Annotated in this window: 22 protein-coding genes; 9 read left to right on the top strand and 13 right to left on the bottom strand. The window is 55.1% G+C overall.

Features of this window, described 5'->3' with window-relative positions:
* Positions 1-31 precede the first annotated feature (31 nt).
* The 3 genes from IEW06_RS09125 to IEW06_RS09135 form a co-directional block, all read right to left on the bottom strand.
* Positions 32-1,342: a tol-pal system protein YbgF gene (locus IEW06_RS09125; RefSeq protein WP_187732266.1), complete on the bottom strand. Its 1,311-nt coding sequence runs from the start codon at positions 1,340-1,342 to the stop codon at positions 32-34.
* Positions 1,343-1,527: 185 nt separating this feature from the next.
* A complete protein-coding gene (locus IEW06_RS09130; protein WP_188548145.1) occupies positions 1,528-4,269 on the bottom strand; it encodes a hypothetical protein in 2,742 nt (913 codons plus the stop codon).
* Between the two features lie 99 nt (positions 4,270-4,368).
* Positions 4,369-5,241: a hypothetical protein gene (locus tag IEW06_RS09135; RefSeq protein ID WP_187732269.1), complete on the bottom strand. Its 873-nt coding sequence runs from the start codon at positions 5,239-5,241 to the stop codon at positions 4,369-4,371.
* 191 nt (positions 5,242-5,432) lie between these two features.
* Between IEW06_RS09135 and IEW06_RS09140 the strand changes: the two genes are divergently transcribed.
* The gene (locus IEW06_RS09140; RefSeq protein WP_187732270.1) at positions 5,433-6,305 is read left to right on the top strand and encodes a hypothetical protein; all 873 of its coding nucleotides are present in this window, start codon (positions 5,433-5,435) and stop codon (positions 6,303-6,305) included.
* Positions 6,306-6,418: 113 nt separating this feature from the next.
* The gene (locus tag IEW06_RS09145) at positions 6,419-7,891 is read left to right on the top strand and encodes an APC family permease (RefSeq protein ID WP_187732271.1); all 1,473 of its coding nucleotides are present in this window, start codon (positions 6,419-6,421) and stop codon (positions 7,889-7,891) included.
* A 70-nt stretch (positions 7,892-7,961) separates the two neighbouring features.
* On the opposite strand, the gene IEW06_RS09150 is transcribed toward IEW06_RS09145, so the two are convergent.
* The 3 genes from IEW06_RS09150 to IEW06_RS09160 all read right to left on the bottom strand — a co-directional run bounded on the left by IEW06_RS09150 (position 7,962) and on the right by IEW06_RS09160 (position 10,136).
* Positions 7,962-8,417, bottom strand: coding sequence for a carboxypeptidase-like regulatory domain-containing protein (locus IEW06_RS09150; protein WP_187732272.1), 456 nt, complete (start codon positions 8,415-8,417; stop codon positions 7,962-7,964).
* Between the two features lie 438 nt (positions 8,418-8,855).
* Positions 8,856-9,272 carry a hypothetical protein gene (locus tag IEW06_RS09155; RefSeq protein WP_223284571.1) on the bottom strand — a complete coding sequence of 139 codons (417 nt, stop codon included), beginning with the start codon at positions 9,270-9,272 and terminating at the stop codon, positions 8,856-8,858.
* Between the two features lie 105 nt (positions 9,273-9,377).
* Entirely contained in the window at positions 9,378-10,136 is a 759-nt protein-coding gene (locus IEW06_RS09160; RefSeq protein WP_187732273.1) for a DUF547 domain-containing protein, read from the bottom strand.
* Positions 10,137-10,383: 247 nt separating this feature from the next.
* Between IEW06_RS09160 and IEW06_RS09165 the strand changes: the two genes are divergently transcribed.
* From IEW06_RS09165 to IEW06_RS09175, 3 genes are all read left to right on the top strand, one after another.
* The gene (locus IEW06_RS09165; RefSeq protein ID WP_188548147.1) at positions 10,384-11,676 is read left to right on the top strand and encodes an NAD(P)/FAD-dependent oxidoreductase; all 1,293 of its coding nucleotides are present in this window, start codon (positions 10,384-10,386) and stop codon (positions 11,674-11,676) included.
* 86 nt (positions 11,677-11,762) lie between these two features.
* Positions 11,763-11,996, top strand: a complete 234-nt coding sequence (locus tag IEW06_RS09170) for a hypothetical protein (RefSeq protein ID WP_188548150.1) — start codon at positions 11,763-11,765, stop codon at positions 11,994-11,996.
* Positions 11,997-12,152: 156 nt separating this feature from the next.
* Entirely contained in the window at positions 12,153-13,505 is a 1,353-nt protein-coding gene (locus IEW06_RS09175) for a 4Fe-4S binding protein (RefSeq protein ID WP_188548152.1), read from the top strand.
* 194 nt (positions 13,506-13,699) lie between these two features.
* On the opposite strand, the gene IEW06_RS09180 is transcribed toward IEW06_RS09175, so the two are convergent.
* Both IEW06_RS09180 and IEW06_RS09185 read right to left on the bottom strand, forming a co-directional pair.
* Positions 13,700-14,683, bottom strand: coding sequence for an alpha/beta fold hydrolase (locus tag IEW06_RS09180; protein WP_187732274.1), 984 nt, complete (start codon positions 14,681-14,683; stop codon positions 13,700-13,702).
* Positions 14,684-14,705: 22 nt separating this feature from the next.
* Positions 14,706-15,215 (bottom strand): peroxiredoxin, encoded by a 510-nt coding sequence (locus tag IEW06_RS09185; RefSeq protein WP_229743083.1) that lies wholly within the window; start codon positions 15,213-15,215, stop codon positions 14,706-14,708.
* Positions 15,216-15,239: 24 nt separating this feature from the next.
* Here IEW06_RS09185 and IEW06_RS09190 point away from each other — a divergent pair, with 24 nt between their 5' ends.
* The 4 genes from IEW06_RS09190 (at position 15,240) to IEW06_RS09205 (ending at position 19,556) form a co-directional block, all read left to right on the top strand.
* A complete protein-coding gene (locus tag IEW06_RS09190; RefSeq protein ID WP_188548154.1) occupies positions 15,240-15,950 on the top strand; it encodes a glycosyltransferase family 2 protein in 711 nt (236 codons plus the stop codon).
* A gap of 104 nt (positions 15,951-16,054) precedes the next feature.
* The gene (locus tag IEW06_RS09195; protein WP_187732277.1) at positions 16,055-17,518 is read left to right on the top strand and encodes a cellulose synthase family protein; all 1,464 of its coding nucleotides are present in this window, start codon (positions 16,055-16,057) and stop codon (positions 17,516-17,518) included.
* Between the two features lie 24 nt (positions 17,519-17,542).
* The gene (locus IEW06_RS09200) at positions 17,543-18,898 is read left to right on the top strand and encodes an MptA/MptB family glycosyltransferase (protein WP_188548155.1); all 1,356 of its coding nucleotides are present in this window, start codon (positions 17,543-17,545) and stop codon (positions 18,896-18,898) included.
* Between the two features lie 226 nt (positions 18,899-19,124).
* Complete coding sequence (locus tag IEW06_RS09205; protein ID WP_188548157.1) at positions 19,125-19,556, top strand: hypothetical protein; 432 nt, start codon at positions 19,125-19,127, stop codon at positions 19,554-19,556.
* A gap of 18 nt (positions 19,557-19,574) precedes the next feature.
* Here the strand turns inward: IEW06_RS09205 and IEW06_RS09210 are convergent, their stop codons facing one another.
* The 5 genes from IEW06_RS09210 to IEW06_RS09230 form a co-directional block, all read right to left on the bottom strand.
* The gene (locus IEW06_RS09210; RefSeq protein WP_187732281.1) at positions 19,575-20,483 is read right to left on the bottom strand and encodes a hypothetical protein; all 909 of its coding nucleotides are present in this window, start codon (positions 20,481-20,483) and stop codon (positions 19,575-19,577) included.
* A 57-nt stretch (positions 20,484-20,540) separates the two neighbouring features.
* Complete coding sequence (locus tag IEW06_RS09215; RefSeq protein WP_188548158.1) at positions 20,541-21,176, bottom strand: TIGR04282 family arsenosugar biosynthesis glycosyltransferase; 636 nt, start codon at positions 21,174-21,176, stop codon at positions 20,541-20,543.
* Positions 21,177-21,191: 15 nt separating this feature from the next.
* Positions 21,192-21,734 (bottom strand): rhodanese-like domain-containing protein, encoded by a 543-nt coding sequence (locus tag IEW06_RS09220; RefSeq protein ID WP_187732282.1) that lies wholly within the window; start codon positions 21,732-21,734, stop codon positions 21,192-21,194.
* A gap of 41 nt (positions 21,735-21,775) precedes the next feature.
* Positions 21,776-22,825 (bottom strand): arsenosugar biosynthesis radical SAM (seleno)protein ArsS, encoded by a 1,050-nt coding sequence (gene arsS, locus IEW06_RS09225; protein ID WP_188548159.1) that lies wholly within the window; start codon positions 22,823-22,825, stop codon positions 21,776-21,778.
* Between the two features lie 108 nt (positions 22,826-22,933).
* A complete protein-coding gene (locus IEW06_RS09230) occupies positions 22,934-23,272 on the bottom strand; it encodes an arsenosugar biosynthesis-associated peroxidase-like protein (protein WP_187732283.1) in 339 nt (112 codons plus the stop codon).
* Between the last annotated feature and the right edge of the window lie 10 nt (positions 23,273-23,282).

Here is a 23,282-nt window from a genome sequence, read left to right on the forward strand (position 1 = left end):
GGACGTCTGGGGGGCTTTTTTGTAGGTGATATTAGCGCCGGGTTTGCAGGGAAGTAGATGGGGCACGCGGCGCGGGTGAGCTACCAGAGTTGAGCTGGTTGTTTTTGTGCTTTTTGTAATAAGCAGTAGCCTCCCGATACGATTCTGATTTGCGGTCGGCCTTGTCGCGCACCACACTGTAGTACCGAAGCGCCGTTTTCACATCGCGCTGGGCAGCGGCCATTTGCGCCAGATTTTGGTTGGCATATACATAGAATCCAACCGTGGTTTCGCCAGCCGCTTCAGCAAACACGATGCAGCGCTCATAATAGTCCTTGGCCTTCGCCTGGTCTTTGTAGCGCAGCTGCATTAGAGAACCCAGCATATAGGTGGCATATTTACCGCTTACGCCCTCATAGCCAGGCATTCCCCGGTTGATCTTTATCAGAATATCGCGGCTTACCCGCTCGCATTCCTGGTTTTGCTGCTCCCGAAAGCAAGTAAGGGCGTATATGCGCTGAAAGTAGCCGTTATCGGGGTAGGTAGTGGCCAGATAGCGCGCTACAGGAAGGCATTGGGCAGGATTATCCTCCTCATTCAGCAGGATTTTCATCAGGAAGAATTTCGCTTCCATGCCGGTATAAAAGCCATTATCGGCCACGGTACGCAGCTGTTGCAGGCCCAGCTTTTGGTTGCCCTTGGGGAAAAACAGCAACACGGGACGCAGCAACGGATAGTTTTCCGAAATCCAGACGGCGTAATAATTCATAAGCGCCTCCCCCAGCAGGAAGTCTGGGCTCAAGCCATTGGCTTCCTTACTTTTAGCTAAATAGTCGAGGGCGCGCTTGCTGCTCACGGTGGCTTTGCGCCAGTTAGACCGCTCGGCGTTCAGGCGAGCATCGAAGCCGTAGGCAGCAGAAAGAAAAAAGCAGGCTTCGTAGTTCTTATTATCGGCCTCGTACAGCTTCTCGGCATGGGTAATGGCCGTATCCATATAAGCATACAGCAGCTTATCATACTTTTTCTCCTGCATATTGGTCGGCAAAATCTTCCACCAGGTACTCAGGCCAAGCAGGAAATACGGCATCGGATGCTCGGGGTAGCGCCGCCGCAGCGACCGAAACTGCTTTTCTGCTTTATCGAATTTGAAATTGTACAGATTGTCTACTGCACCCTCCAGCTCTGTCTGAATATCCTGATCGAGCAGCAGCCAGCCTTTCGTATCTACCGCGCCGGGAAGCACCTCTACATCAGCTACCTCCACACCGGGCATGACGGGCACTGCCGGCACGCTGTCAGAGGTTTGCGCCAGCGTTAATAAAGGAAATAAGCCAAAAAATAAGAGTAAAAGTTTTCTATACATAGTACAACTTTGGAGCCTTCTTTCCTTTTATTACCTGAAGTTAGAAACTTGCAAGCTAAAACGGCATTTTTGGCTGTTTATCTTCGATTATTATAATAAAAAATAAACCCCGTTATCTTCGTCGGATAACGGGGTAATGCAAGCAATTAATGTACCTAAGCCGAAGTACGGTTCTGATAAAGGCGCTAATTCATTTTCAAATCGGTGCGTCGAAGCTCGGCCTCTACTGTACGAAATAAGTAGTAGGTACCAGTCACGGCCTCGTAGTGCAGCCCAACTTCAGGGGCGGTACTCACAAATGGCTGCCCTCCTACCAGGCGTCCCTGAGCGTCGTAAACGTAGGCCCGCTGAGGAGCCGGCTCCGTGATGACAACCACGCGCCGGCCAGCGCCAAAGTCAAAGTATTGTATAGGCTTGCGGCCCGAGGTCAGAAAATTCTGCGTTAAAAGCTGCCGGCCCGATGGATCGAAGATACTTACTCTGCCTCCCTCCTCCCGTGCTACCACGTAGCCGCGGCGGGCTTGGTCAGGCACGAGGCGAAACACTGAGCTACGGCTCCAGGTAGCTACCCGGCTGCGGCTGACCACGTCGCCACTTAGGTTAAAGGTAATTCTCTCCCCGTGCTGGTTTACAACCGTCAGGCGGGTGCGGCCCAAAGTAGTGCCGGCCTCCACGAAAGCGCCCGTGTTGAGTCGGGAGCCCACACTAAGGGGAAAGCCGGGATACAGATTACCTTGCTGATTATAGGCATACACATAGCCATTCTCCAGCAGTGCCACAATTACCGTACGTCCGCCAACAACCAGATAATGAGGTGGCGCGGCCAGGTTGAAATCCAGTCGCTTGGGTTGCCAGCCTGGGAATACTCGACCGTTGGTATTAAATAAAAACAGATTGCCGCCGCCGCCCCCAACCAGTAAGCCGGGGGGCGTTTTTCCGATGGCTGGGCCAGCGGTAAGCGAGCTGGCGCGCACCGTATCGGGCAGGTTCAGGGGGAAGTTTGGCGCCAAACGCCCCTGCATGTCGAGCAGGTGCAACTGAGTGGGCGTGGCCAGCAGATAGCCCGAATTGCCCCCCACCGGCAATCGGCTGACAGGCCCAACCACCGGCCCCGGCAGCGTATCAGACCAGGCCACCACATTATCGGGGGTTATGTAGTGCAGCACTTGCGCCCTATCCTGCACGAGCACGCCGGGTATCCTAGCTCCTTTTATGATTACCAAGGTAGGTGAGCTAGATAAGGGCGTTTTGAAGGTGAGTAAGCCACCCGTAGCATTGGCACCTTGCAGGCCGGCCACGGCCGGACCTACCGCCGGATGCCGCAGCAGCAGCTGGGTGTAGTATTGGGCATCTTCATCGGCTTCATTGGTGGGAGGCACAAACTGCAATGCCAACTGGGGAAAGCGCTTAAACAAAGCCTCATTGCGCAGCAGGCCCGCCCGGCGTTCCTCTACCAAAGCCCGCAGCAGCACGTTCCAGCTATTCCGGGTATCCATTATCAGGCTTACGCGCGCCAGCGGTTGAGTTTCTTGCAGGAAGGCCACCTGCGCGGGCGAGCTGCTCCAGGTGGCCTTCCCAACCACATCATCCAGCCAGGTGCGCAGCGTGGCAACATCTTTTCCAAACGCCAGATAATCACCGACCTGCGCTATCACGGGAGCCTCATCGAAGCCCGTAAAAAAGCCCCCCAGAAGGCGGCTAGGCAATTCGGGCACACCGCCCTGATATATCCGGTAAGGCCCCACCCGCTCAAAGGAAGGACTCGTGCCGGTGAGGCGGCGCAGCTGGCCCAGTAACGTAGCCGTGCGGAGCGGGTCGGGGCAATAAACCAGCGCGAGCTTAGCCGGAATCTGGCGGGGCGATGACGAGCCCAGATAGCACAAAGCGGCCTCCCGGCTGAAGGACGCCGTCAGGCTATCGAGCAGAGAGCCGGTGCGGTCCGCGAGCGTATCGACCGGGGCTGACCGCCGCGCCACCGGAAGCCTGGTCATGTCTTGCAAGCCGAGGTGCAGCAGCAAGGCGGTGCGCAGCGGCAGCACGTCGGCCATACGCAGGCGCTGGGCAGATTGGCCACGCAGGCGCTGGTGCAAAGCATCGCGGGTGGTTTCGGGATTGGTGAAGCCGTTGAATAAAATCTTGTTGCCCACAAGCTTCATTCCCAGCAGTCCATTGTGGCCCAGGCCCGTTATGCTTTCCAGGCTGGGCCGCAGCTCAGGGCGAAAGAACACCCCCAGAAAGCGCGGAAACTGCCGGTAGTTAAGCAGCAGCATCGCATCCACATCTTTATGCTGGAGGTAGTCGGTATTCTTAAAATCGGCAGCAATTGAAGGCAGCTCTGGTTGCTCCAGCCGTCTTACCACCGTTTCCACCAGGCCCGCATTAGTACTCATAATGAGTTGGTTGCGGTAATTAAGGAACGTAATTCCATGGCCTGTACCCCGTAGCCGCAAATCCGTAATCTGCTGGCCCCGATACTCTCGCGTGGTTACGCGGTAGCGCGCATCCTGGCCCAAGCCGTTTATCAGGCCCCGTAGCTGCCGGTATTCCCGCACGGTGCCAATAGGCACTTGAAACAGGAGGTCGAAAGTGGTAGGCCCTGTGACATGCAAGGAGGTAAGAACCAGCTTAGTACCCAAAAAGCCCATCACCACGCTCGGGCTACCAGCCACACTGTCAATCAGGGCCGAGTTTTCCTCGATCTGCTGAAAGTAGCGGACCCCAGTCAGGTTGTCCCAAATTTGGGTTTCCTTCAGATGGCGCACCAGCGTAGGATGGTCGCGGGTAGCAATAACCAACGCGGCATCGTCGGGCACCAGCGCCCAGGGATCTACGGGGGTGCTGGCCACCGAACGGCGGTAATACAGGTAAGAGCCGAGAGCCGAAACCAGCAGCAGTCCTACCAAAAACACCAGAAGCTTCTGCGACATTAGGTGGCCGGGGTGCGTGACAAGGGGGCAAAGGTAGCTATTCGGCTAAGCGCCCCGGAAGGTTGTACGCAGATGAACTGCACATGACGAATAACCTCGCTACTCAATATAATTCACCTGCTGGGGCGGAAACAGCCGCTGCACCAGGTTTTCTAACCGCCGCTGCGTGTTCCGCACCTTCTGTTTAATAGGCAGATTCTGATAATCGAAGGTGCTCATAGCAGCCAATTCGGCCTCTACCGTACGTTTTTTGAGGTGAGACTCAAGGAAAAAAGCGCTGATACTCGCATTCCAGTCGTCTTTGGTGCTCCAGTAGTGCCCCAGGTGCGCGCGCGCCGCCCGAAGGGTATAGGTTTCGGCCAAAGCCACTGACAAGGCAAACTGCTCTATCAGGCGGGGCGTAACCTGCTGCTCGCATAGCTCGTCGCAAATGCGAAGCGCCAACCCGACGGCCTCCAGATTCTTGGAAGCAGGAATACCAACCACGCCAGCATTCCACATGAGGAGCTGCTCATGCATAGCGACGCCGCCAAAGCTCCGATCTTTTACCTGCTGCCACATTCGGCGCTCCGTTTTACTGGTCAGGCTGGCTAGAGGGCCTTCTGCTTCATGCATAAAAGCTACTCCATCGGATAACTCCTGCCTTAGTTTAGCTAACGAGCCGTGTAGAAACGTGTCGGTATCGAGGTAGAGCAGCGGTGCTTCGGGGTGCTGACGAACGGCGTACTCCAGGGCCTTAATCTTGGCCCGCCAGAAAAACCTGTACTCTCCCTGCCACTCCTGTAAAGTATGGGCGTCGAGCGTGTGCACGGTTATGTGCTGTGCCAGATGCAGATAGAAATCGGGGGCGTCGGTAACGACGGTAATCCCAGCCAACCCACTGTTCTTCTGCCGCAAAAAGGATAGGATGGAAAAGTGAGCCTGAAAGTGATTTTGCAGGTTGTTACCAAATACCAGAAAAAGGAGTTGCATGGCGTAATGTATGATTTCTGGCCCAATTCAGCTCCGAATCGGCTTTCCTTTGACTTAAGATCTTTTTGCGCTACTTTTTAACTATCGCAATGAAGTAGGGCTGATGACCAGACGCCAATGCGGCGCTGATGCCATGACGCTGACAGGTGTAGCTCGGCAATAAGGTATTAACCCCAAATGGCTTACAGCGGATGAACTCTTTACTTTATTTAGCCTACGGCTACAACGACATTTGCAGTGAAGCCCTTTATAGCATTCTGTCTTACAACAAAGTAGCCCAAGAGTCGCCAGCCAATATTTGCGTTTATACGGATCGGCCGGAGGAGTTTCAGAAGGTGCTGGGAGAGCGGACAGATGTTAAATATCCGGCTATTTCGCCCGAGCAATGGCAAGCATGGTACGGCAGCCGGGTGTACTTGCTCAAAATTGCGGTGCTGGAACACGCTGCGGCGCATTATGCTGGCAATCTATTGTTTGTGGACACCGACACTATTTGGATACGCGATCCGGCACCTGTCTTTCAAGCCATCGGAAGGGGTCAGCGGTTTATGCACATTTGTGAAGGCACAATGGCTGATGGCAATGAACTCAGCCGCAAAATCTACCGTCGCCTAAACAGGCATCAATGGCATATTGGCAGCTATTCGCTTCATATACATGCTACTACGCAACTGTATAACTCGGGGGTAATTGGTCTTCCCAGCCCCGCAGTAAAGGCGCTACCAGATGTGCGCGAGTTGGCGGAGGCCCTGTACTCCAGCTATAACAGGCACATTATGGAGCAACTGGCTTTCAGTATGCGGTTTCAGGTTGACGGGGCCATTGCCGAGGCGGCGCCGTACGTGCTACACTACTGGAATCTGAAATCGATCAGGCCAACCATGGCCCAGCTTTTTCAGAAGTACCAGCATTGCGGCCCCGATGAGCTGTACGAGCGCGCCACCCGCCTCGATATTCCGCGCCTGCATCAGGAGGAGCTGGCTTACCGCAACCTGCCCCGCTGGCGGCGCACCATGCTCAAGCTCATGGGGCGCCACTGGCGCCTGCCGAAGCTGGAGGTGTAAGACTCCCGTTTATATCTTTTCGGCTATAATTTGCCCCCCAGCTCTATTGTATTGAACTGGACAGGGCTTTTCTTTTCTATCTTCCGCCCCTGAATCTACTTCTACCCTCTCTCATGCCTGAAAAACAAGGTCAGTTTCAACGCGCCATTACGCTCTTCGATGCCATCATGATTGTGACGGGCAGCATGATCGGTTCTGGTATTTTCATTGTCTCCGCTGATATCTCGCGGAAAGTAGGTTCGCCCGGCTGGCTGCTGGTCGTGTGGCTGGTTACGGGATTTATTACCCTGGCCGGGGCGGTAAGCTATGGCGAGCTGGCCTCCATGTTTCCGAAGGTGGGCGGGCAATACGTTTATCTGCGCGAAGCCTACAATAAGCTGGTGGCCTTTCTGTATGGCTGGTCGCTATTTCTGGTTATCCAAACCGGTGTAATAGCGGCGGTGGCGGTGGCTTTTGCGCGGTTTGTGGGCGTGCTGGTGCCGTGGTTTAGCGAGGACCATATTCTGTTCTCCATTCTTGGCTTCAAGCTTAACACCGTTATGTTACTGGCGGTGCTTATGCTTGTGGGCCTGACGTGGGTAAATGCGCAAGGCGTGCGCGGCGGCAAGCTTATTTCGAACATATTTGGTACTACCAAGCTGGTAGCGCTAGCCCTCCTGATTATGTTTGGCTTGGCGCTGGGTATCAACCAGGAAGCCCTCGCCGTCAACTTTAGTGATATGTGGCAGGCAGCAAGCTTCTCCCCTACGGGCGAGGCGGTGCCCCTGAGTGTCTGGGGGTTGGTTGGCGCCATTGGGTTGGCGATGACTGGCTCGTTGTTTAGCTCCGACGCCTGGAATAACATCGGCTTCTCCGGCGACGAAATCGTGCGGCCCGAGCGCACCATAGTGCTCAGCATGGCTATTGGGACGGCCATCGTTACGGGCTTGTACCTGCTTATCAACCTGGTATATCTGCTGGTGCTTCCCTTGAAAGGCAGCCCCGACGCTACCGATATTCTGGGGCGCGGCATCATGTACACGAAGGGCGATTTGGTAGCTACGGCCGTGGCGGAGAGCATTTTGGGTCGGGCCGGCGCCTACGTCATGGCTGTGCTTATCATGATCAGCACGTTTGGCGCCAACAACAGCATCATCCTGAGTGGGGCGCGCGCTTACTACGCTATGGCCAAAGACGGCTTGTTTTTTCCCCGAATGGCGCGGCTCAACAAAGCCGGTGTGCCTGGTGTGGCGCTGTGGGCCCAATGCCTGTGGGCCTGCGGGTTGTGCCTGACGGGCTCTTATGGGCAACTGCTTAACTATGTGATGTTTTCGGTGATTCTGTTTTATGTAATCACCATCATAGGCATCTTCATTCTGCGCCGCACGCGCCCCGATGCGCCCCGCCCTTACAAGGCGCTAGGCTATCCGGTTATTCCGCTGCTCTACGTTATTCTGGCCTCTGCCTTCTGCGTTATTCTGCTCGTCTCGCCCGAGACGGCGCGCGACTCTGGCTTGGGACTGCTGCTGGTAGCTGTGGGGGTGCCGGTGTACTTCTTCTTTGGCAAGCGGTTCGCGTCTCGTCCTGAGTCAAAAGTGAAGGCTTAAGAGTTATAGCTTGTAAAAAAGCCCCCCAGCTACGAAGCTGGGGGGCTTTTTTGTGGGCGGTGCTGGTATATTATTGGTCTTTGCGCTGCTTGGCAGTTTCGTTGCTGGGGTGCAGGCTCATGGTGAATGGTGCGCTGCTGCTCACTACCACGTCGCGGTCTTGGTAGCCACCGTAGCCATAGCGAAGTGTTTTCTTACCGGCGGCAGGCACTTCCAAGGAGAAGATACCTTGCTCATCGGTGGTAACGGCTACTGCACTGCCTTGCAAATAAACGGTGGCACCAGCCAAGGGCTGACCTTCTTCGTTGCGAATGCGGCCAGTGAGCACCACTGTAGCAGCGGTAGAACTAACAGAAACCGGAGCCGCTTCAGTAACTACCGGAGCTGCCGGGGTAGCAACCTTCCCCTTCTTATCCTTCGCGGTAGGATCGTTTGCGTGAGCAAAATTGGAAAGCAAACAGCTGCCTGCTATCATCAGAGCCAGCATTGGCCTATTAAGAGCCTTAAGGGTAACGAGTGAGGTCATTGTAGCGGCAATAGGTAGTGAGAGGGGCGGATGAAAGATTAGGGGGATTACTCCTGTTCCTAAGTTTCATGTTGTAAATATATATGAATCGTCACATATCAAACAATGTTTTTATAAATATTTAGTCATAATAAGTAACACAATCATGATTAAGGCTGTTTTAACACAGCTAAAGCACTTTTTCAAGAAATATTTTTTTTCGAGGCTCAACCATAAATATTTATCAATTGCTATACTAACCATCAATAGCTACACTTATAGAGATGCACATCAGCCTAAGACATGCGCTTTATAAAGCCCGGCTGACACTTCCAGTGGCTCACGCAAGCAGCAAGTAATTATAGGACCGGTACTAACGCTAAGATGAACCTCAGCGGAATGCACACAAAAAACCCCACGCCGGGAGCGTGGGGTTTTGGAGCTAAAGCTGTGTACTATTTATTGTGAGATAGTACCATCCTTAGGTGGCTCGCCGGAAGTGCTGGCTTTCTTCTCGCCAAACTCCTGTTCTCCCGAACGCACTTTGTGATCTAGCTCATAGGTACCTTCGGCTTCAAAACCAGGGCCTTGAGCTTGCTCGCCGGCATTTTTATGGTCGTTGCCACCTTGAGGAGTGGTTTCGTCGCCACCAATGTGCAGATTTTCGAGCTGGTCTTTCTGGTCGCTGCGCTGGGTGTAGCCATTGGCGCCCGTGTTGCGCTGCGCCGATGGGTCATTGGCCTCTTTACCGTTGCTTTCCGTTTGCTGAACCTTTTTATGGGCCTCGAACTCCTCGTTTTTGGAAACGCCTTTGCCTTCGGTAATGTCGCCGTTCTCGTTATTATCGTCGTCGCCGAAAAGTTTATCTAAAATCATCGTCGTATGTTTTCTGGGTGGAATGCCTGAGTTTCTTTTGCTTACGGCTGATGGCAACGCACAGTTATATGGCTATGCTTTCGGTTGTGGCACCTACTCCGGTCTTTATAAAGTATTCAGCGACCAATCGTAAGGATAATAGTCAATGGCATAGGTAGCCGGGATGGGCTGCGCGGCCCGGTACTGATTGAGGTAAGGAATAAGGGGCTGCCCCGAGGCGTTAAAATCGGCGGCGTACCATTTAAAGATTTCCGAAACCTGGACTTTTTTAGCCGTTGCATTCAGCCGAATAAACGTAGGATCGGTGAGCACGCGCTTGGTTTGAGCTGACAGCTGGGCATCGAGTGTGGGAGCGGCAAAGGCTTCGCGGCTGAGTCGGGGGCAGCCTTTAGCCGCGCAGACCAAGGCAAAATGAATGCGCGGGTCGTTGTAAGGCTTTCGCAGCTTATTGGTTTCCAACTCGTTCAGCGTCATTTTTTCGCCGGCAATGGTAAAAGGCAGCTTATCGAAAAAGCCCTGAACCTTCATCACCGACGCAATGGGAAAGCGCTCCACTACTGCTCCAATCACAACGAGGTTGTAAGCGTTGAGATAAAATGCTTTGCGCTCGGCCGCCGACATGGTTTTCGTGTCGAAACTTTGCACGGTTTGAAGCAGACTATTCAGCACGGCAGGCTGCTTTTTGATAGCGGCGTAGTTTACGTTGCCATCGGCATTCACGTATTTCTGCAGGAAAGCCGACGTGGCAGCGGTGAAAGATGGCGCAATGGGGGCTGCCAAAATGCCCCCCAGTGGTAGCCAGAGAGCTGTGAGCAAAGTCAACAGGCGCAAGGGCCGAAAGGTCAGAAATCCAGAAGGACGCATAAATGAGTAGGTTTAGGGGGAATACGGCCAACTGATCCGCCGTGGATTTGCAAACCTGACACCACTAACCAATGTTGTGCTCTGCAAGTTGCGAGCTACGCTCAGCCGGGGGGCTTTTTTGATATGTTATGCTTTCAAAGGTCGGTCATTATAGGCGGTCATGCAGAGCAAAGCGAAGCATGACGGTCTATCTATATAACAATCAGTCAAGAGAAGACGCTTCATACCCAACATCTAAATCCCATCCATGCACCTGGTTATCATCGGTAACGGCATTACGGGCGTGACGGCGGCCCAAACCGTGCGGCGCCTCCAGCCTGCAGCGCGCATCACGCTCGTGTCGGATGAGAGTGAGCACCACTACTCGCGCACGGCTCTGATGTACGTGTACATGGGCCACCTGCGCTATCAGGATATAAAGCCTTATGAGGACTGGTTTTGGAAAGAAAATCGGCTCGAGTTGGTACATGGGACGGCTACGGCCCTTGATGCCGATCAGCATCAAGTTCAGCTAAGCACCGGCCAAACCATTTCCTATGACAATTTGCTGCTAGCCACCGGCTCAGTGTCGCGGCGCGCTGGTTGGCCCGGCCAGGATCTGCTAGGTGTGCAAGGCCTTTATGGCCTCCCCGATTTGGCCCAGATGGAGCGAGATACGCAGGGTATCAGCCGGGGCGTGGTAGTTGGCGGCGGCCTAATTGGCGTGGAGCTGGCCGAAATGCTGCACACCCGCCGCATAGCCGCCACCGTGCTCGTACGCGACCAGCATTATTGGGGCTCCGTTTTGCCCCCCGAAGAAGCTGAACTAGTTGACAAGCAGTTTCGTCAGCACGACGTGGACGTGCGCTACCGCACGGAGCTACGCGAAATATTGGGCGATACCGACGGCCGCGTGCGCGCCATTGTGACCAGCCAGGGCGAGGAATTACCGTGTCAGTGGGTTGGCTTAGGCATCGGCGTCACGCCGAATTTAAGTCTGGCCCAAAGCTCAACAGTAGAAACCGATCGGGGAATTCTGGTAAATGAACTGCTGCAAACGAACCTCCCAGATGTGTACGCCGCCGGCGACTGTGCTCAGCACCGCCAGCCCGGCGCGGGCGAGGTGCCCATTGAGCAGCTTTGGTACACTGGGCGTATGCAAGGCGAAACCGTAGCCCACACCATCTGCGGCCGGCCAACTCCCTATCGGCGCGGCGTGTGGTTTAACTCGGCAAAGTTCTTCAACCTTGAATACCAAACGTATGGGCAGGTGCCAGCGCGCACGCCAACTGACATAGAGAGCTTTTACTGGCAGCATCCCACAGGCAACTGTGCGCTACGCATCAATTTTGCCCCCCACGCCCATGATGCTGTAGTTGGATTTAACGCGATGGGCCTGCGCTTACGCCAGGCCGTATGCGAGAACTGGATTAAGACCCAAACGCCCATCCATACGGTTATCGGGCGGCTAAAAACCGCCAACTTTGACCCCGAGTTTTACCGCCGCCATGAGCCAGCTATTCAACGGCAGTTTGCTGAAATTTTGGCCGTAAAACGGTGATAACTGAATTAAATGTGCGTCGGCTTGATTTATCGTTCTTAGCACCTTCACCTGATTGTCAGGTATTTCTCATTCAACTATTCTCCGTGGATCTTTCCAAACTCTATCGCCCCAGCGCCCTCAACAGCTACCAGTTCATTGCCATCACCGGCCTGATCATGAGCATTGGCGCCCACCTGATACTTCACTTTTTTGCCCCCCAACAAATGCCAGAAGGCTTTAACTGGCTGTATCTGTGCTGGACGGGCGTTTACATTATCGGCTCCCTCATAAACCTTTTCGGCAAGCCCGACGAAGGCCACCATCATCACCATCATTAATCCAGCAAATTCCGTCAGTAGGCGGTCATGCAGAACGCAGTGAAGCATCTCGCTCACGCATTTAGGTTAGTAATCCTGCTACCGCGAGCGAGATGCTTCACTGCGTTCTGCATGACGATTGTAATATCATAACGGTTTTAGCATCCCTCTGCTTCTATGGAAGTCACTTCCGATCACTCCTTTGCCCTTGCCCAGGCACCTTTACCAGTGACCGATGCGAAGGAGAAAGCTACGCTGGCGGCCGTGGCGCTGGGGTTACTGGCTTTGCTGGGCGCAGCCTTCGACGACGATGGGGAGCGGGCTCGCCTGAGCATGTATGTTGCGCTTGGGCTCATTAGTGGCGGTACGCTTGCCTGGGCCTGGTATAAATTCGGGCAAGGTGAGGCGGGCGTAAAGCAGAACAATCTGTGGCTGCGCGCCAGCACCAGCCGTGGGGCTATTGCCTGGGTTACGGGGCTGGTGCTCACGGGCTTCTATGTTCTGCTGTATTGGTTTCCGCAGTACCTCGAAAACCTGATCCGCACCCTCGACCCATTCAGCCAGGCCTTGCGCAACCGCGCCGCTGACCAGTGGTTTTTGTACGGCACCTTCTACACGCTGGCCGTGCTGCTTATGGGCGGCCGGGCCCTGTGGAAATATCGCCACTCCCGCTACCAGCTCATTCGCACGCTATCGGTGATGTTTTTCCAGCTGGGCTTCGCGTTTTTGTTGCCGGGCCTGCTGTTATTTTTTCAACAGCCCGAGTTCTACTTCTCTTACTTCTGGCCACTAAAGTATGACTACCTGTTTCCGGGCGGAGTGGCTGATCTGGTAAAGAATGGCGGTCTGGGCGTGTTTATGGTGTTCTGGGGGGCAATTATGTCGTTGGTTGCCACGCCCATCCTAACCTACTTTTACGGTAAGCGCTGGTATTGCTCGTGGGTATGCGGCTGCGGCGGCCTGGCCGAAACTGCCGGCGACCCTTACCGCCACCTCTCAGACAAAAGCCGCGCTGCCTGGCGCTGGGAAGTGCGCCTTGTATACCCCATCCTCGCCCTGATCGTGCTGATTACGGTGCTGTTATGGGTAAACCAACTGTATGGCAGCTTCCTAGGAGAAATTGGCAATAGCCTCAACAAGTTCTACGGTTTTGCCATTGGAGCCGTGTTTTCGGGCGTGGTGGGCGTGGGCTTCTACCCTATCATGGGAAACAGGGTGTGGTGTCGGTTTGGCTGCCCCATGGCAGCTTACCTAGGATTGCTGCAAAAGCACTTTTCCCGCTTCCGCATCACCACCAACGGCGGCCAATGCATTAGCTGCGGCAACTGCTCCAACGTCTGCGAAATGGGCATCGATGTCAAGCAGTACGCTCAGCGCGGTGAGCCCATCATCCGCGCCTCCTGCGTGGGCTGTGGCATGTGCTCAACGGCCTGCCCGCGCGGTGTACTCAACCTAGAAAATGCCCCCCGAGAGGGTCGGTATCAAGCATCGCAACTCATTCACGCCGATTCGCTGCGGATACTGAGTTAAGGCTTGCTACCTTGTAGCACAGCAAAAGGCCTCAAGATATTTCAGTCTTGAGGCCTTTTGCTTTATCGACTTCTCCCGTCCGTCATGCAGAGCGGAGCGAAGCATCTCGCGTGCTGACGTTGGATTAGCATTACAACGACTGCGAGCGAGATGCTTCGCTCCGCTCTGCATGACGTTCAATTTACTCCAGGCTTTTACTTCAGAAAAGCCAACAGCGCCGCCTGAAACTCCTTGGGCACCTCCAGATGCGGAATGTGGCCTACCCTCTCCAAGGCCACCAATTTTGCCCCCCGGATCTGCTCAGCGGTGCGCTTGCCTAGTGCCGGATACTGGCCCATGGTAGCCAGCACTTTCGGATCTTTCACTAAGCCTTTGCCTACTACCGTACGGTCTTGCTGACCAATGATGAGCAGCGTGGGCACGGCTACGCGTTTGAACTCGTAAGCCACTGGCTGCTGATAAATCATCTGATAGGTAAGCGCGCTGGCCAGGGCAACCTTCGGGAAATCGGGGTGAGTTGTTTGGGCGGCCAGCGGCCGCACCCATTCATCGTGGGCTGCGGGGTAGCCATTGGGGTAATAGGTTGCGTGATACTTGCGGATGCTCGCTTCCGTGGTTTTCAGCTCCGTTGCCAGCGACTGATCCACCGATTGAAAAGGCACGCCGACGCGGTAATCCTCCAGCCCAATGGGGTTTTCCAATACCAGCCTTTCCGTGTTTTCGGGGTAAAGCAGGGCAAAGCGGGTGGCCAGCATTCCGCCCATGCTATGGCCCACAATTACGGCTTTACGCACGCCCAGCGTGTCGAGCAGATGCTTGGTATTGCGGGCCAGCTGATGAAACGAATAGTAGAGCGCCGGCTTATCTGACTTGCCAAAGCCCACCTGATCAGGCGCGACCACCCGAAAGCCAGCTTGGGCCAGCGCCTTGATAGTTTCGCGCCAGTAGGCGGCAAAGAAGTTCTTACCGTGCAGCAACACCACGGTGCGGCCGTTGGCGCGGGCCGTGGGTGCCACGTCCATGTAGGCCATGCGCGCGGCCTGGCCTTCCAGCTTCAACACCAACGTTTTAACGGGGTATGGATACTCGTAGCCGTCGAGGGTAGCGTTGAGGCTGGGGGGTATTTGGGCCAAAAGCTGAAGCGGCAGCAGGAGCAGCAGCAGGAGAGGCTTTTTCATGAGGAAGTTGTTGAATTCGATTTTACCTGGCTAGTCCCGCCAGCACTTCCTTGGCCTTCGATACGTGGTCGGTGGCGCGCTGCATGGAGTTGAAGATGTATTGAATTACGCCCTGCTTGTCAATTACGAACGTAACGCGGCCCGGCAGAATGCCGAGTAGCGAGCGAGGCACTTCATAGAGCTTCCGCACTTTCCCACCTTCATCAGCCAGCAACGGGAATGGCAGCCGGTGCTTCTGGGTGAATTTCTGGTGGGAAGCCTCACTGTCGGAGCTGACGCCGATTACTTCAGCTCCCAGGTCCTGAAAATCTTCGTACTGGTCGCGGAAAGAGCAGGCTTCGGCCGTGCAGCCGGGCGTATCGTCTTTAGGGTAGAAATAAAGTACAATGGCGCGCTGGCCGCGCTGTTCGGCGAGGCGAAAGGTGGCGCCGGTGGTAGTGCGCAGGGTAAAGTCGGGAGCTTGGTCGCCAATCTGAAGCATGTGAGCCGCGTATAAGTGAGCAGGAAAGATAGCGCGAAAAAGAATCGGCATCTTTGTGCAACTCGCCTCCTGTGTATGTCCGATTTGCCCCCCACCCCCATTATCGATGTTATTATTCCCGCCTACAACGAGGTGCATTCTATTTCGCACGTTATCCTAGAGATTCCGAAGAATCTGGTGCGGGAGATAATAGTGGTCGATAACAACTCCACGGATGATACGGGGCTCATAGCCCGGGCATCCGGCTCTACGGTGCTGTTGGAGCGTCGGGCGGGCTACGGCTACGCTTGCCTGCGGGGGATGGCCCACTGCTTTGCACGCCCCGCGGAGGAGCAGCCCGAAATCATCGTGTTTCTCGACGGCGACTACTCCGACTTTCCCAAGGATATGCCCCAGGTGCTGGCGCCTATTCTGCGCGGCGAGGCCGACATGGTAATTGGCTCCCGGGCCTTGGGCAAACGGGAAAAAGGCTCCATGCTACCCCAGCAGATATTTGGCAATTGGCTGGCTACCACGTTGCTGCACTCCTTCTACGGCGCTCGCTACACTGATCTGGGCCCTTTTCGGGCTATCCGGACCTCGGCGTTGAAGCGACTGAACATGCAGGACAAAACCTACGGCTGGACAGTTGAGATGCAGCTTAAAGCCGCTAAGCTCAAACTGCGCACCACCGAAGTGCCTGTGCGTTACCGCCGCCGTATCGGCAAATCGAAGGTATCGGGCACGGTGGCGGGCACAGTGGGCGCGGGCTACAAGATCCTGTGGACGATTTTTAAGTATTTGTAGGCAAACCGCACCCAACAAGGCTTCATGGAACGGGTTGAAGGAGAAGGCACACTTTCCACGGCCGTTTTTGCAATGCTCCCTCTCATGCCCCTTTTACTGCATTCATGAAAGAGCTGGAAATTATTCTTCTGGCTCTTTATGGGTTGTGTCTCACGTTTATTCTGGGCTTTAGCCTCAGTCAGCTGCAGCTCACGCGGCTGGCCCGGCGCGCCTACCGCATCCCGGCACCGCCGGCCCCTACTCCGCCTGCTGAGTGGCCTTTGGTAACGGTGCAACTGCCCGTATACAATGAGCTGTATGTGGTAGAGCGGATCATTGATGCGGCAGCTGCCCTCGCCTATCCACGCGATAAACTGCACATACAAGTACTCGACGATTCCACCGACGAAACCGTTGCGCTGGCCGCCACCCGGATAGCCTGGCACCGGGCGCAAGGCATTAATATTGATCATATTATACGGTCTGATCGTGAAGGGTTTAAAGCAGGCGCATTAAAGCACGCCTTAAATTGTACAGATGCGGAGCTTGTCGCTATTTTTGATGCTGATTTCGTGCCCGAACCCGACTTCCTGCTGCGTACCGTTCCTTACTTTTCCAATGCAGCAGTGGGTGTGGTGCAAACGCGTTGGGCCCATCTCAACGAGGAATATTCGTTGCTTACGGAACTGCAAGCCTTTGCCCTGAATGCACACTTTTATGTAGAGCAAGTAGGGCGGCTGGCCGGGGGGCATTTTATCAACTTCAACGGTACGGGCGGCGTGTGGCGGCGGGGCTGCATCGAAGATTCGGGAGGCTGGCACAGCGATACGCTCACCGAAGACCTCGACCTGAGTTATCGCGCCCAGTTGCGCAATTGGGAATTTGTGTATCTGCCTCAAGTTGTGGCGCCCGCCGAGCTGCCGGCCGCAATGGATGCGCTGAAGTCGCAGCAGTTTCGCTGGACCAAGGGCGGCGCCGAAACTGCCCGCAAGCATTTAGGCAGCGTGCTAAAGTCAAGTCTTCCCTTCTCCACCAAGCTGCACGCCACCTTTCACCTGCTCAACAGCACCGTTTTCCTGTCCATCCTTATCCTGTCGGTGCTAAGCGTACCGCTGGTATTTGTGCGCCAGCAATTACCGGAGCTCGAACCCGTATTCCAGCTGGCCAGCGTGTTTTTGCTTACCCTGCTGCCGTTGGTATACTATTATTACACGGCATGGCGCTACGATAATCCGGCGGCGGGCTGGGGGGCTTTTTTGCGTAAATTCCTGCTATTCCTGGCTGTATCGATGGGCTTGGCTCTGCACAACTCAAGGGCAGTGCTGCTGGGGCTGATGGGTCGTCGCTCGGCTTTTATCCGCACTCCCAAAATGGGCTTGGTCAGGCGGCAAGGCACCTGGCAGGGCCGCCGCTACCGCACCGGCCGCTTCGACGGCCTTACGGTGCTGGAAGGGCTGCTGATGCTGTACTTCCTATTCGGCATCGGAGCCGGCTTGTACATCGGCGACTATGGCCTGTTGCCGTTCCACCTGCTTTTGGTGGTCGGCTATGGCTTGGTTTTTTATTACTCAGTCCGTCACTCCAAATAAGCTAATCTGCTCAAGGCTAACGCAATGCCTCGCCCATTTACTCGTCAGCTCATTGCTCTCATGCTCAGTTCGGCGGCATATGCGGGGGTAGCCTATGCCACGCCACGGGCAAATTTCGGGCAGCTGCTCGGCCTGATAGCCGTGGCATTTGCCGCCTATTTCTGGCTTGTGCGCAGCCAGTTGCCGTTGCGGGCAGCCTTGGTTGCAGGGCTGCTGTTTCGGCTGCTGTGGCTGCCTGCTACCCCCGCCCTCTCCGACGACTATCACCGCTTCCGCTGGGACGGCCTGCTGGTGGCTGGGGGGCAAAATCCTTATCTGCACCGCCCCACCGACCTGCTGGCGCCCCCTGCTCCCACCGGCAACGTGCAGTTGCAGCAACAACTCACCGATCTGTATCCTAAGCTCAACTCCCCTCATTATTTCTCAGTTTACCCACCGGTTTGCCAAGCCGTGTTTGGGGTGGCCGCCTGGCTTTTTCCGCACAGCGAACGAGGCTTTATTGTCTTACTGCGGGCCGTACTACTAGGCGCGGAATGCATTACTGCTCTGCTGTTAATGAGCCTATTACGCGCTTTCGGCCAACCCAAGCACCGAGCTTTATGGTACGTGCTCAATCCGCTGGTTATTGTAGAGCTGACGGGCAACCTCCATTTTGAAGCATTGCTCATCTGCGGGCTGCTGGCAGCTTGGTGGGCCTTGACGCGGGGCCGGTGGGTGTGGTCGGCAGGGGCGCTGGGGCTGGCAGTGGCCACCAAACTGCTGCCGCTGCTGGTGCTTCCATTTCTGATCCGGCGCCTGGGTTGGGGGGCTTTTTTAGGCTATGCTGCCGTGCTGAGCTTGGTTGTGGGGGGCTTTTTTACGCCGTTCATGTCCCTTGATTTGTTCAGCAACTTCGGCCGCAGCCTCGACCTGTATTTTCATACCTTCGAGTTCAACGCCAGCTTCTACTACTTGCTCCGAGCGGCAGGCTACTGGCTGGTAGGCTACAACCTGATAGCCACCATCGGTACCGGCCTGGCCCTGACCGCCGGCCTGCTCCTGTTGCTGTTGGCTTGGCGTGAGCATCAGCCCACAGTAGCCTCGCTGGGCCAAACGCTTTTGCTGGCGCTCACGCTCTACTATCTGCTGGCTACAACGGTGCATCCCTGGTATCTGACGCCGCTGATTGCCTTCGCTTGCTTCACGCCTTACCGCTACAGCATCGTCTGGTCGGGGATGGTTTGGCTTTCTTACGCCGCCTATCAAACCCCTGTTTACTCCGAAAACCTATTACTGGTAAGCTTGGAGTACGGGCTGGTGATAGGAGTACTTGTATGGGAAGTAGTCTTACTTAAACCGATGGGTTGGGTTACAGATGCCCATCATATCCGAACCAATTAACTCCTATGCAATACTTTGTATATCATATACTTGTATAATTAATATATAATTATTTAAATACTAATATAAGATAATATTATGTGTGAATTTTAGATTATTTTAATCCGATTGGTTTTTATTACTACGTTAAACACTTAGGTTTATCCCATCAAAAGCTGCTGTTTACTAGTATTAATACGCACTCCACGTACCTCACCAGGGAAAGAGCTCCCGGAATAATCTGTTAATGCCAGGCTTAGAAATACTGCTGGATACGCCCTCAATCTGCATTGCCCACGACCATTGTAACCAGTGGCTCTACGTGGATTGGAAAGGCGAGCAAAACGAGTCATCTATTTGGGTGGGTCGCCAACAACTGGTAGAGTGGCTGCGGCGCACCAAATGCCAGAAGATGCTGAATGACAACTCCAATTTGGAGGGCCCTTGGCAGGAGGCTTCCCAGTGGCTGGACGAAGCATTTTTCCAGACGCTCGCTGACGCGGGCCTGCATTATCTGGCTTGGGTGTACTCCCCCAATTATCTCAGCCGGAGTGTCATTGATGATGCCCTTTCCTGCATCAGCAAGCCGATGATTGTCAGCTTTGAGGACGTTGCCTCAGCCTATACCTGGCTCCGTGAAAGCGTACGGCATCATCAAGTTAACAACCTGATTAAATAGCACTTACCGCAGCACTTCTTAAGCTTTCCAGTAAGCATAGCGCCGCACCGATTTGAGGCGCAGATTGCGGCCATCCCAGGTAGTTTGACGCAGCAGAACGTTGGGGTATTTCTTGGCAAACCAATACACATTCTGCTTGTTATCGGCCAGCGCTACCGTTACCCGCCACGCGGGCTCGGGAGTGTCAGCAGCCAAACCATCTTCTACCTTCACCTGCGCAGTGTAGTAGCTAGGCCGGGAGGCTTTGCTGGTTTGCTGCAACTCCGCGACGGTCACTCGAAAGCTAGGTTTGCGGGTAAAGCGGAGGCTGCGCAGGGTGTAAGGCAGTGCATCCTCAAAAAGCACATCGCGCCGAAGCTGCCGCTCCCCACTACCCTGCCCATCCCAGTACGAATTATAGGTTTGAAGATAGTGTAGCCCTTCGTCCGTGATGGCCTTGAATGTGTTGCCGCACCACTCCTGTGACGAGGTCGTCATCTTGTGCAGGGCCATAGGCTCATCGCGCCGGAAAAACAGAGACGTGAGGTAGTGATAAGGATACTGGTCGGTTTCAATGCGGCAAAACTGATTCACCTTCATCACCGGAAACAGGTCGGGCCGCTGAAGAGTGTCGGTTTTCACGTTGAACTGCGGCGTAAACTCCTCTTTTACAGTGATAAGCGTGTATTCGAAACGACGCACTTTGTCGTAAACTACCCGCTCAGCCTCGTAGGTAGCCACTTCGGCCAGTCCATCTTCCCACCATTTGGCCATTGCCCACTGCTGATTGAAGTGAGGCGCTAGTTTGAGCAAAGCAGCATTATCATCCAGCACTGGCCTGCTCTTCCTCCCCGATACTACTTCCTCCTCAGAAGTGGAGCAGGCGTTAAGACCATTGCCTAAGGCCACGAATCCCAAACCAATTAAAAAACGACAGACAGCGTGCATACGAACCAGCTTAATCAAGTAGAATGGTGCTAGTACGGCGAAACACTACTGTAGTGTCTACTTCGCTTGATTTTCTGCCGCGCGCCACACGGCCAGATCGTCGGCGGTATCGACATCGTGCATGGTAGGGAGGCGGGCAACTTGCAGGCCCAGGCGAGCCGCATCAGCCAGAGTATCGTGCAGGACGGAGGCAGTGCTCCAGGCTTTCTGCTGGAATAAGGCCGGATGTAAAGTATTCATTCCCAACAGATAATAACCACCATCAGCCGCGGGGCCTACCACCACATCGTGCGTAGCCAGCCGTTCGAAAGCCTGGCTCAACAGCGCCGTGGTAAGGCCAGGGCAATCCGTCCCGATGATTACGACCGAGGTGGCGCCAACTGCAAACGCCTGCGTAAATGCGTGCTGCATTTTGCCCCCCAAGTCGCCGGGCGGCTGCGGTTGCCAGTTGTATGCGGGCCATTCAGCAGCTACCGCCTCTGGCGTTAAGGGCAAACTGGGGGACTGAGTTAACCACACCGTTTTTTGCCCCCCAAAGCCATCGGCGGCGGCGCGGGTGCAGGCTAGCAGCTCACGGTATACAGCCAAAGCCGCCTCGTCGCCGATGCTTTGCGCCAGCCGGGTTTTTACCTGGCCCAACGCCGGCAACCGGGCAAAAATGAGCAGATGCTTTTGGGAGTTATTGGTGGCCACGCCGGGTAGTTTACGTTATTGATACACCTGCTCGCCTTGCCGCAGCCACACGCTCCATAGCGCCGAATACGGATGAATCTGGCGTGTAGGACCAGCAGCATTGTACACGGGCCGCCCTTCATTCACCCACTGAAAAATGCCCCCATACAGGTTGCGTACATCACGGAAGCCCAGATTTTTAAGTCGCTCGCCTACCCGCTCGCTACGGTAGCCCACGGAGCAGTACACAACCACCGTTTGATCTCGGGGGAAGCTCTTAAAATCGTTCTTTTTAAAAGAAGAAAAATCAACGAACCGGGCACCCGTCAAGTGGCTTACCTTGTATTCAGCGGGCGCGCGGGTGTCGAGCAGCAAGACCTTTTTGGGCTTGTCTTGCAGCAGATCGGCCAGGGCAGCAGCCTGAATGGTAGGCACCGTTTCGCGGTACAGCGTCCTGAGCATCTGCCGGTACGCCGGACTCACCGTTTCCGGCGCGGACGTATTTTGCCCGCAGGCTGGGAGCGTCAGCAGCCCGAAGGCTGCTATCAGCACTACCGCCCGTTGCCACTTGAGCCACATAAAGCGCCTGTTACTTACTGTTTCGCTACTCATCATCTCACCTACGCCGTGGCGCCGCCACAGCTGGAGCCAGCGCCCGCGGTGCAGCCGTAGCAGTGCTGATTAATTACAATAGCCCGGTCTTGCAAGGCGGCGGCGTTGAAAGAACGGATGTGCTGGGGGGCATTTTGGGCCACGTTCAGATCAAGCTGCTGGTTGAAGTCGCAGTCGTAAAGCTGCCCGTCCCAACCGATGGAAAGCGTGCTGCGGCACATCACATTGGCCGCCGCCACGGGGTTGTAAGCGGCCACCAGCTTTTCCATATAGCTTTCGTAGTTGCCGCTTTCCAGCAGGTATTCCATAAAACGGCTTATCGGTAGATTGGTGATAGCCAACAAGTTATTAAACACCACTTCATGCTCCCGCAGCAAGCGCTGCTTGAACTCCCGCTCCAGCCCCGCCTGATTGCCCGGCAAAAAGGCCCCCGACGGATTATACACTAAGTCGAGCAGCAGGCCGGACCCTTCTACGCCGTAGCCCACCGCGTTCAGCATTCGCAGGGCCCGGATAGAGCGCCCAAAAACTCCCTCGCCCCGTTGGGCATCGGTGCGGGCCGCCGAAAAGTGCGGCAACGACGACACTACCCGCACGCGGTGGCGGGCGAAGAATTCAGGCAAATCGTGGTATTTCGGGTTGGCTACAATAATCGTCAGGTTGCAGCGCACGATAGCCTGCCGCCCCAGGGCCGAAATCTGCTCCACGAACCAGCGAAAATCGGGGTTCATTTCCGGCGCGCCACCTGTCAGGTCAACTACCGGAATAGTAGTTTGAGCCAACGCATCGAGGCAAAGCTGCATGGTAGCGCGCGTCATTATCTCAGTGCGGTCGGGGCCGGCGTCTACGTGGCAATGGCGGCAGGTCTGGTTGCACATCTTGCCCACGTTCACCTGCATCACGGCCAGCTCAGTGGGGCGCAGCGGCAGCAGACCCGATTCGCGCAGCTTGTGAGCAAAGGCCGGCAGCCGGGCACCCGCCGCTTCTGCCTCACTCAGCACCGTAAGCTGGTAGCTGGTATCGGCAAGGGCGTGGTGTTGGGCGTGCAGTGATTTCATGGGCTGAATAGATAAATACTTAAATAGCTGAAGGTTAAAATGGATGATTGTTCAACTGACAAACGAAAACGACCAGCCATGTAGCCATCCAGCCATTTAACCATTCAATTACATAGACAGTTCTTTGGCTTTGTTCATCATCTGTACGCTGTGCACCAAGGCAGCGCCGCCTTTGATGGCCACCGCTACATGTACAGCCTCCATCATTTGCGCTTCGTCGGCGCCTTTCTGGAGCGAATCCACAGTATACGCATCAATGCAATAAGGGCATTGCACGGCGTGAGCCACGGCCAAAGCTATGAGAGCCTTTTCACGCTCCGATAAAGCGCCTTCTTTGAAAACTTCGCCATAATAGTCGAAGAATTTAGCGCCCATTTCGGGCTGCCAATCCGCAACGTTTCCAAATTTGGCTAAGTCGGCGGGGTTATAATACGTTGATTTTTCCATGGTTGTGAGG

Origin of the sequence: Hymenobacter qilianensis (assembly GCF_014638675.1) — a bacterium.
Lineage (GTDB): Bacteria > Bacteroidota > Bacteroidia > Cytophagales > Hymenobacteraceae > Hymenobacter > Hymenobacter qilianensis.

Coding starts and splice junctions, on each gene's coding strand:
- IEW06_RS09155 (WP_223284571.1), bottom strand. CDS start 9,272: ATGATTTTAGATAAACTTTTCGGCGACGACGATAATAACGAGAACGGC.
- IEW06_RS09220 (WP_187732282.1), bottom strand. CDS start 21,734: ATGTGGCTCAAGTGGCAACGGGCGGTAGTGCTGATAGCAGCCTTCGGG.
- IEW06_RS09165 (WP_188548147.1), top strand. CDS start 10,384: ATGCACCTGGTTATCATCGGTAACGGCATTACGGGCGTGACGGCGGCC.
- IEW06_RS09200 (WP_188548155.1), top strand. CDS start 17,543: ATGCCTCGCCCATTTACTCGTCAGCTCATTGCTCTCATGCTCAGTTCG.
- IEW06_RS09150 (WP_187732272.1), bottom strand. CDS start 8,417: ATGACCTCACTCGTTACCCTTAAGGCTCTTAATAGGCCAATGCTGGCT.
- IEW06_RS09180 (WP_187732274.1), bottom strand. CDS start 14,683: ATGAAAAAGCCTCTCCTGCTGCTGCTCCTGCTGCCGCTTCAGCTTTTG.
- IEW06_RS09190 (WP_188548154.1), top strand. CDS start 15,240: ATGTCCGATTTGCCCCCCACCCCCATTATCGATGTTATTATTCCCGCC.
- IEW06_RS09175 (WP_188548152.1), top strand. CDS start 12,153: ATGGAAGTCACTTCCGATCACTCCTTTGCCCTTGCCCAGGCACCTTTA.
- IEW06_RS09160 (WP_187732273.1), bottom strand. CDS start 10,136: ATGCGTCCTTCTGGATTTCTGACCTTTCGGCCCTTGCGCCTGTTGACT.
- IEW06_RS09140 (WP_187732270.1), top strand. CDS start 5,433: ATGAACTCTTTACTTTATTTAGCCTACGGCTACAACGACATTTGCAGT.
- IEW06_RS09135 (WP_187732269.1), bottom strand. CDS start 5,241: ATGCAACTCCTTTTTCTGGTATTTGGTAACAACCTGCAAAATCACTTT.
- IEW06_RS09195 (WP_187732277.1), top strand. CDS start 16,055: ATGAAAGAGCTGGAAATTATTCTTCTGGCTCTTTATGGGTTGTGTCTC.
- IEW06_RS09185 (WP_229743083.1), bottom strand. CDS start 15,215: ATGCCGATTCTTTTTCGCGCTATCTTTCCTGCTCACTTATACGCGGCT.
- IEW06_RS09130 (WP_188548145.1), bottom strand. CDS start 4,269: ATGTCGCAGAAGCTTCTGGTGTTTTTGGTAGGACTGCTGCTGGTTTCG.
- IEW06_RS09210 (WP_187732281.1), bottom strand. CDS start 20,483: ATGCACGCTGTCTGTCGTTTTTTAATTGGTTTGGGATTCGTGGCCTTA.
- arsS (WP_188548159.1), bottom strand. CDS start 22,825: ATGAAATCACTGCACGCCCAACACCACGCCCTTGCCGATACCAGCTAC.
- IEW06_RS09230 (WP_187732283.1), bottom strand. CDS start 23,272: ATGGAAAAATCAACGTATTATAACCCCGCCGACTTAGCCAAATTTGGA.
- IEW06_RS09205 (WP_188548157.1), top strand. CDS start 19,125: ATGCCAGGCTTAGAAATACTGCTGGATACGCCCTCAATCTGCATTGCC.
- IEW06_RS09125 (WP_187732266.1), bottom strand. CDS start 1,342: ATGTATAGAAAACTTTTACTCTTATTTTTTGGCTTATTTCCTTTATTA.
- IEW06_RS09145 (WP_187732271.1), top strand. CDS start 6,419: ATGCCTGAAAAACAAGGTCAGTTTCAACGCGCCATTACGCTCTTCGAT.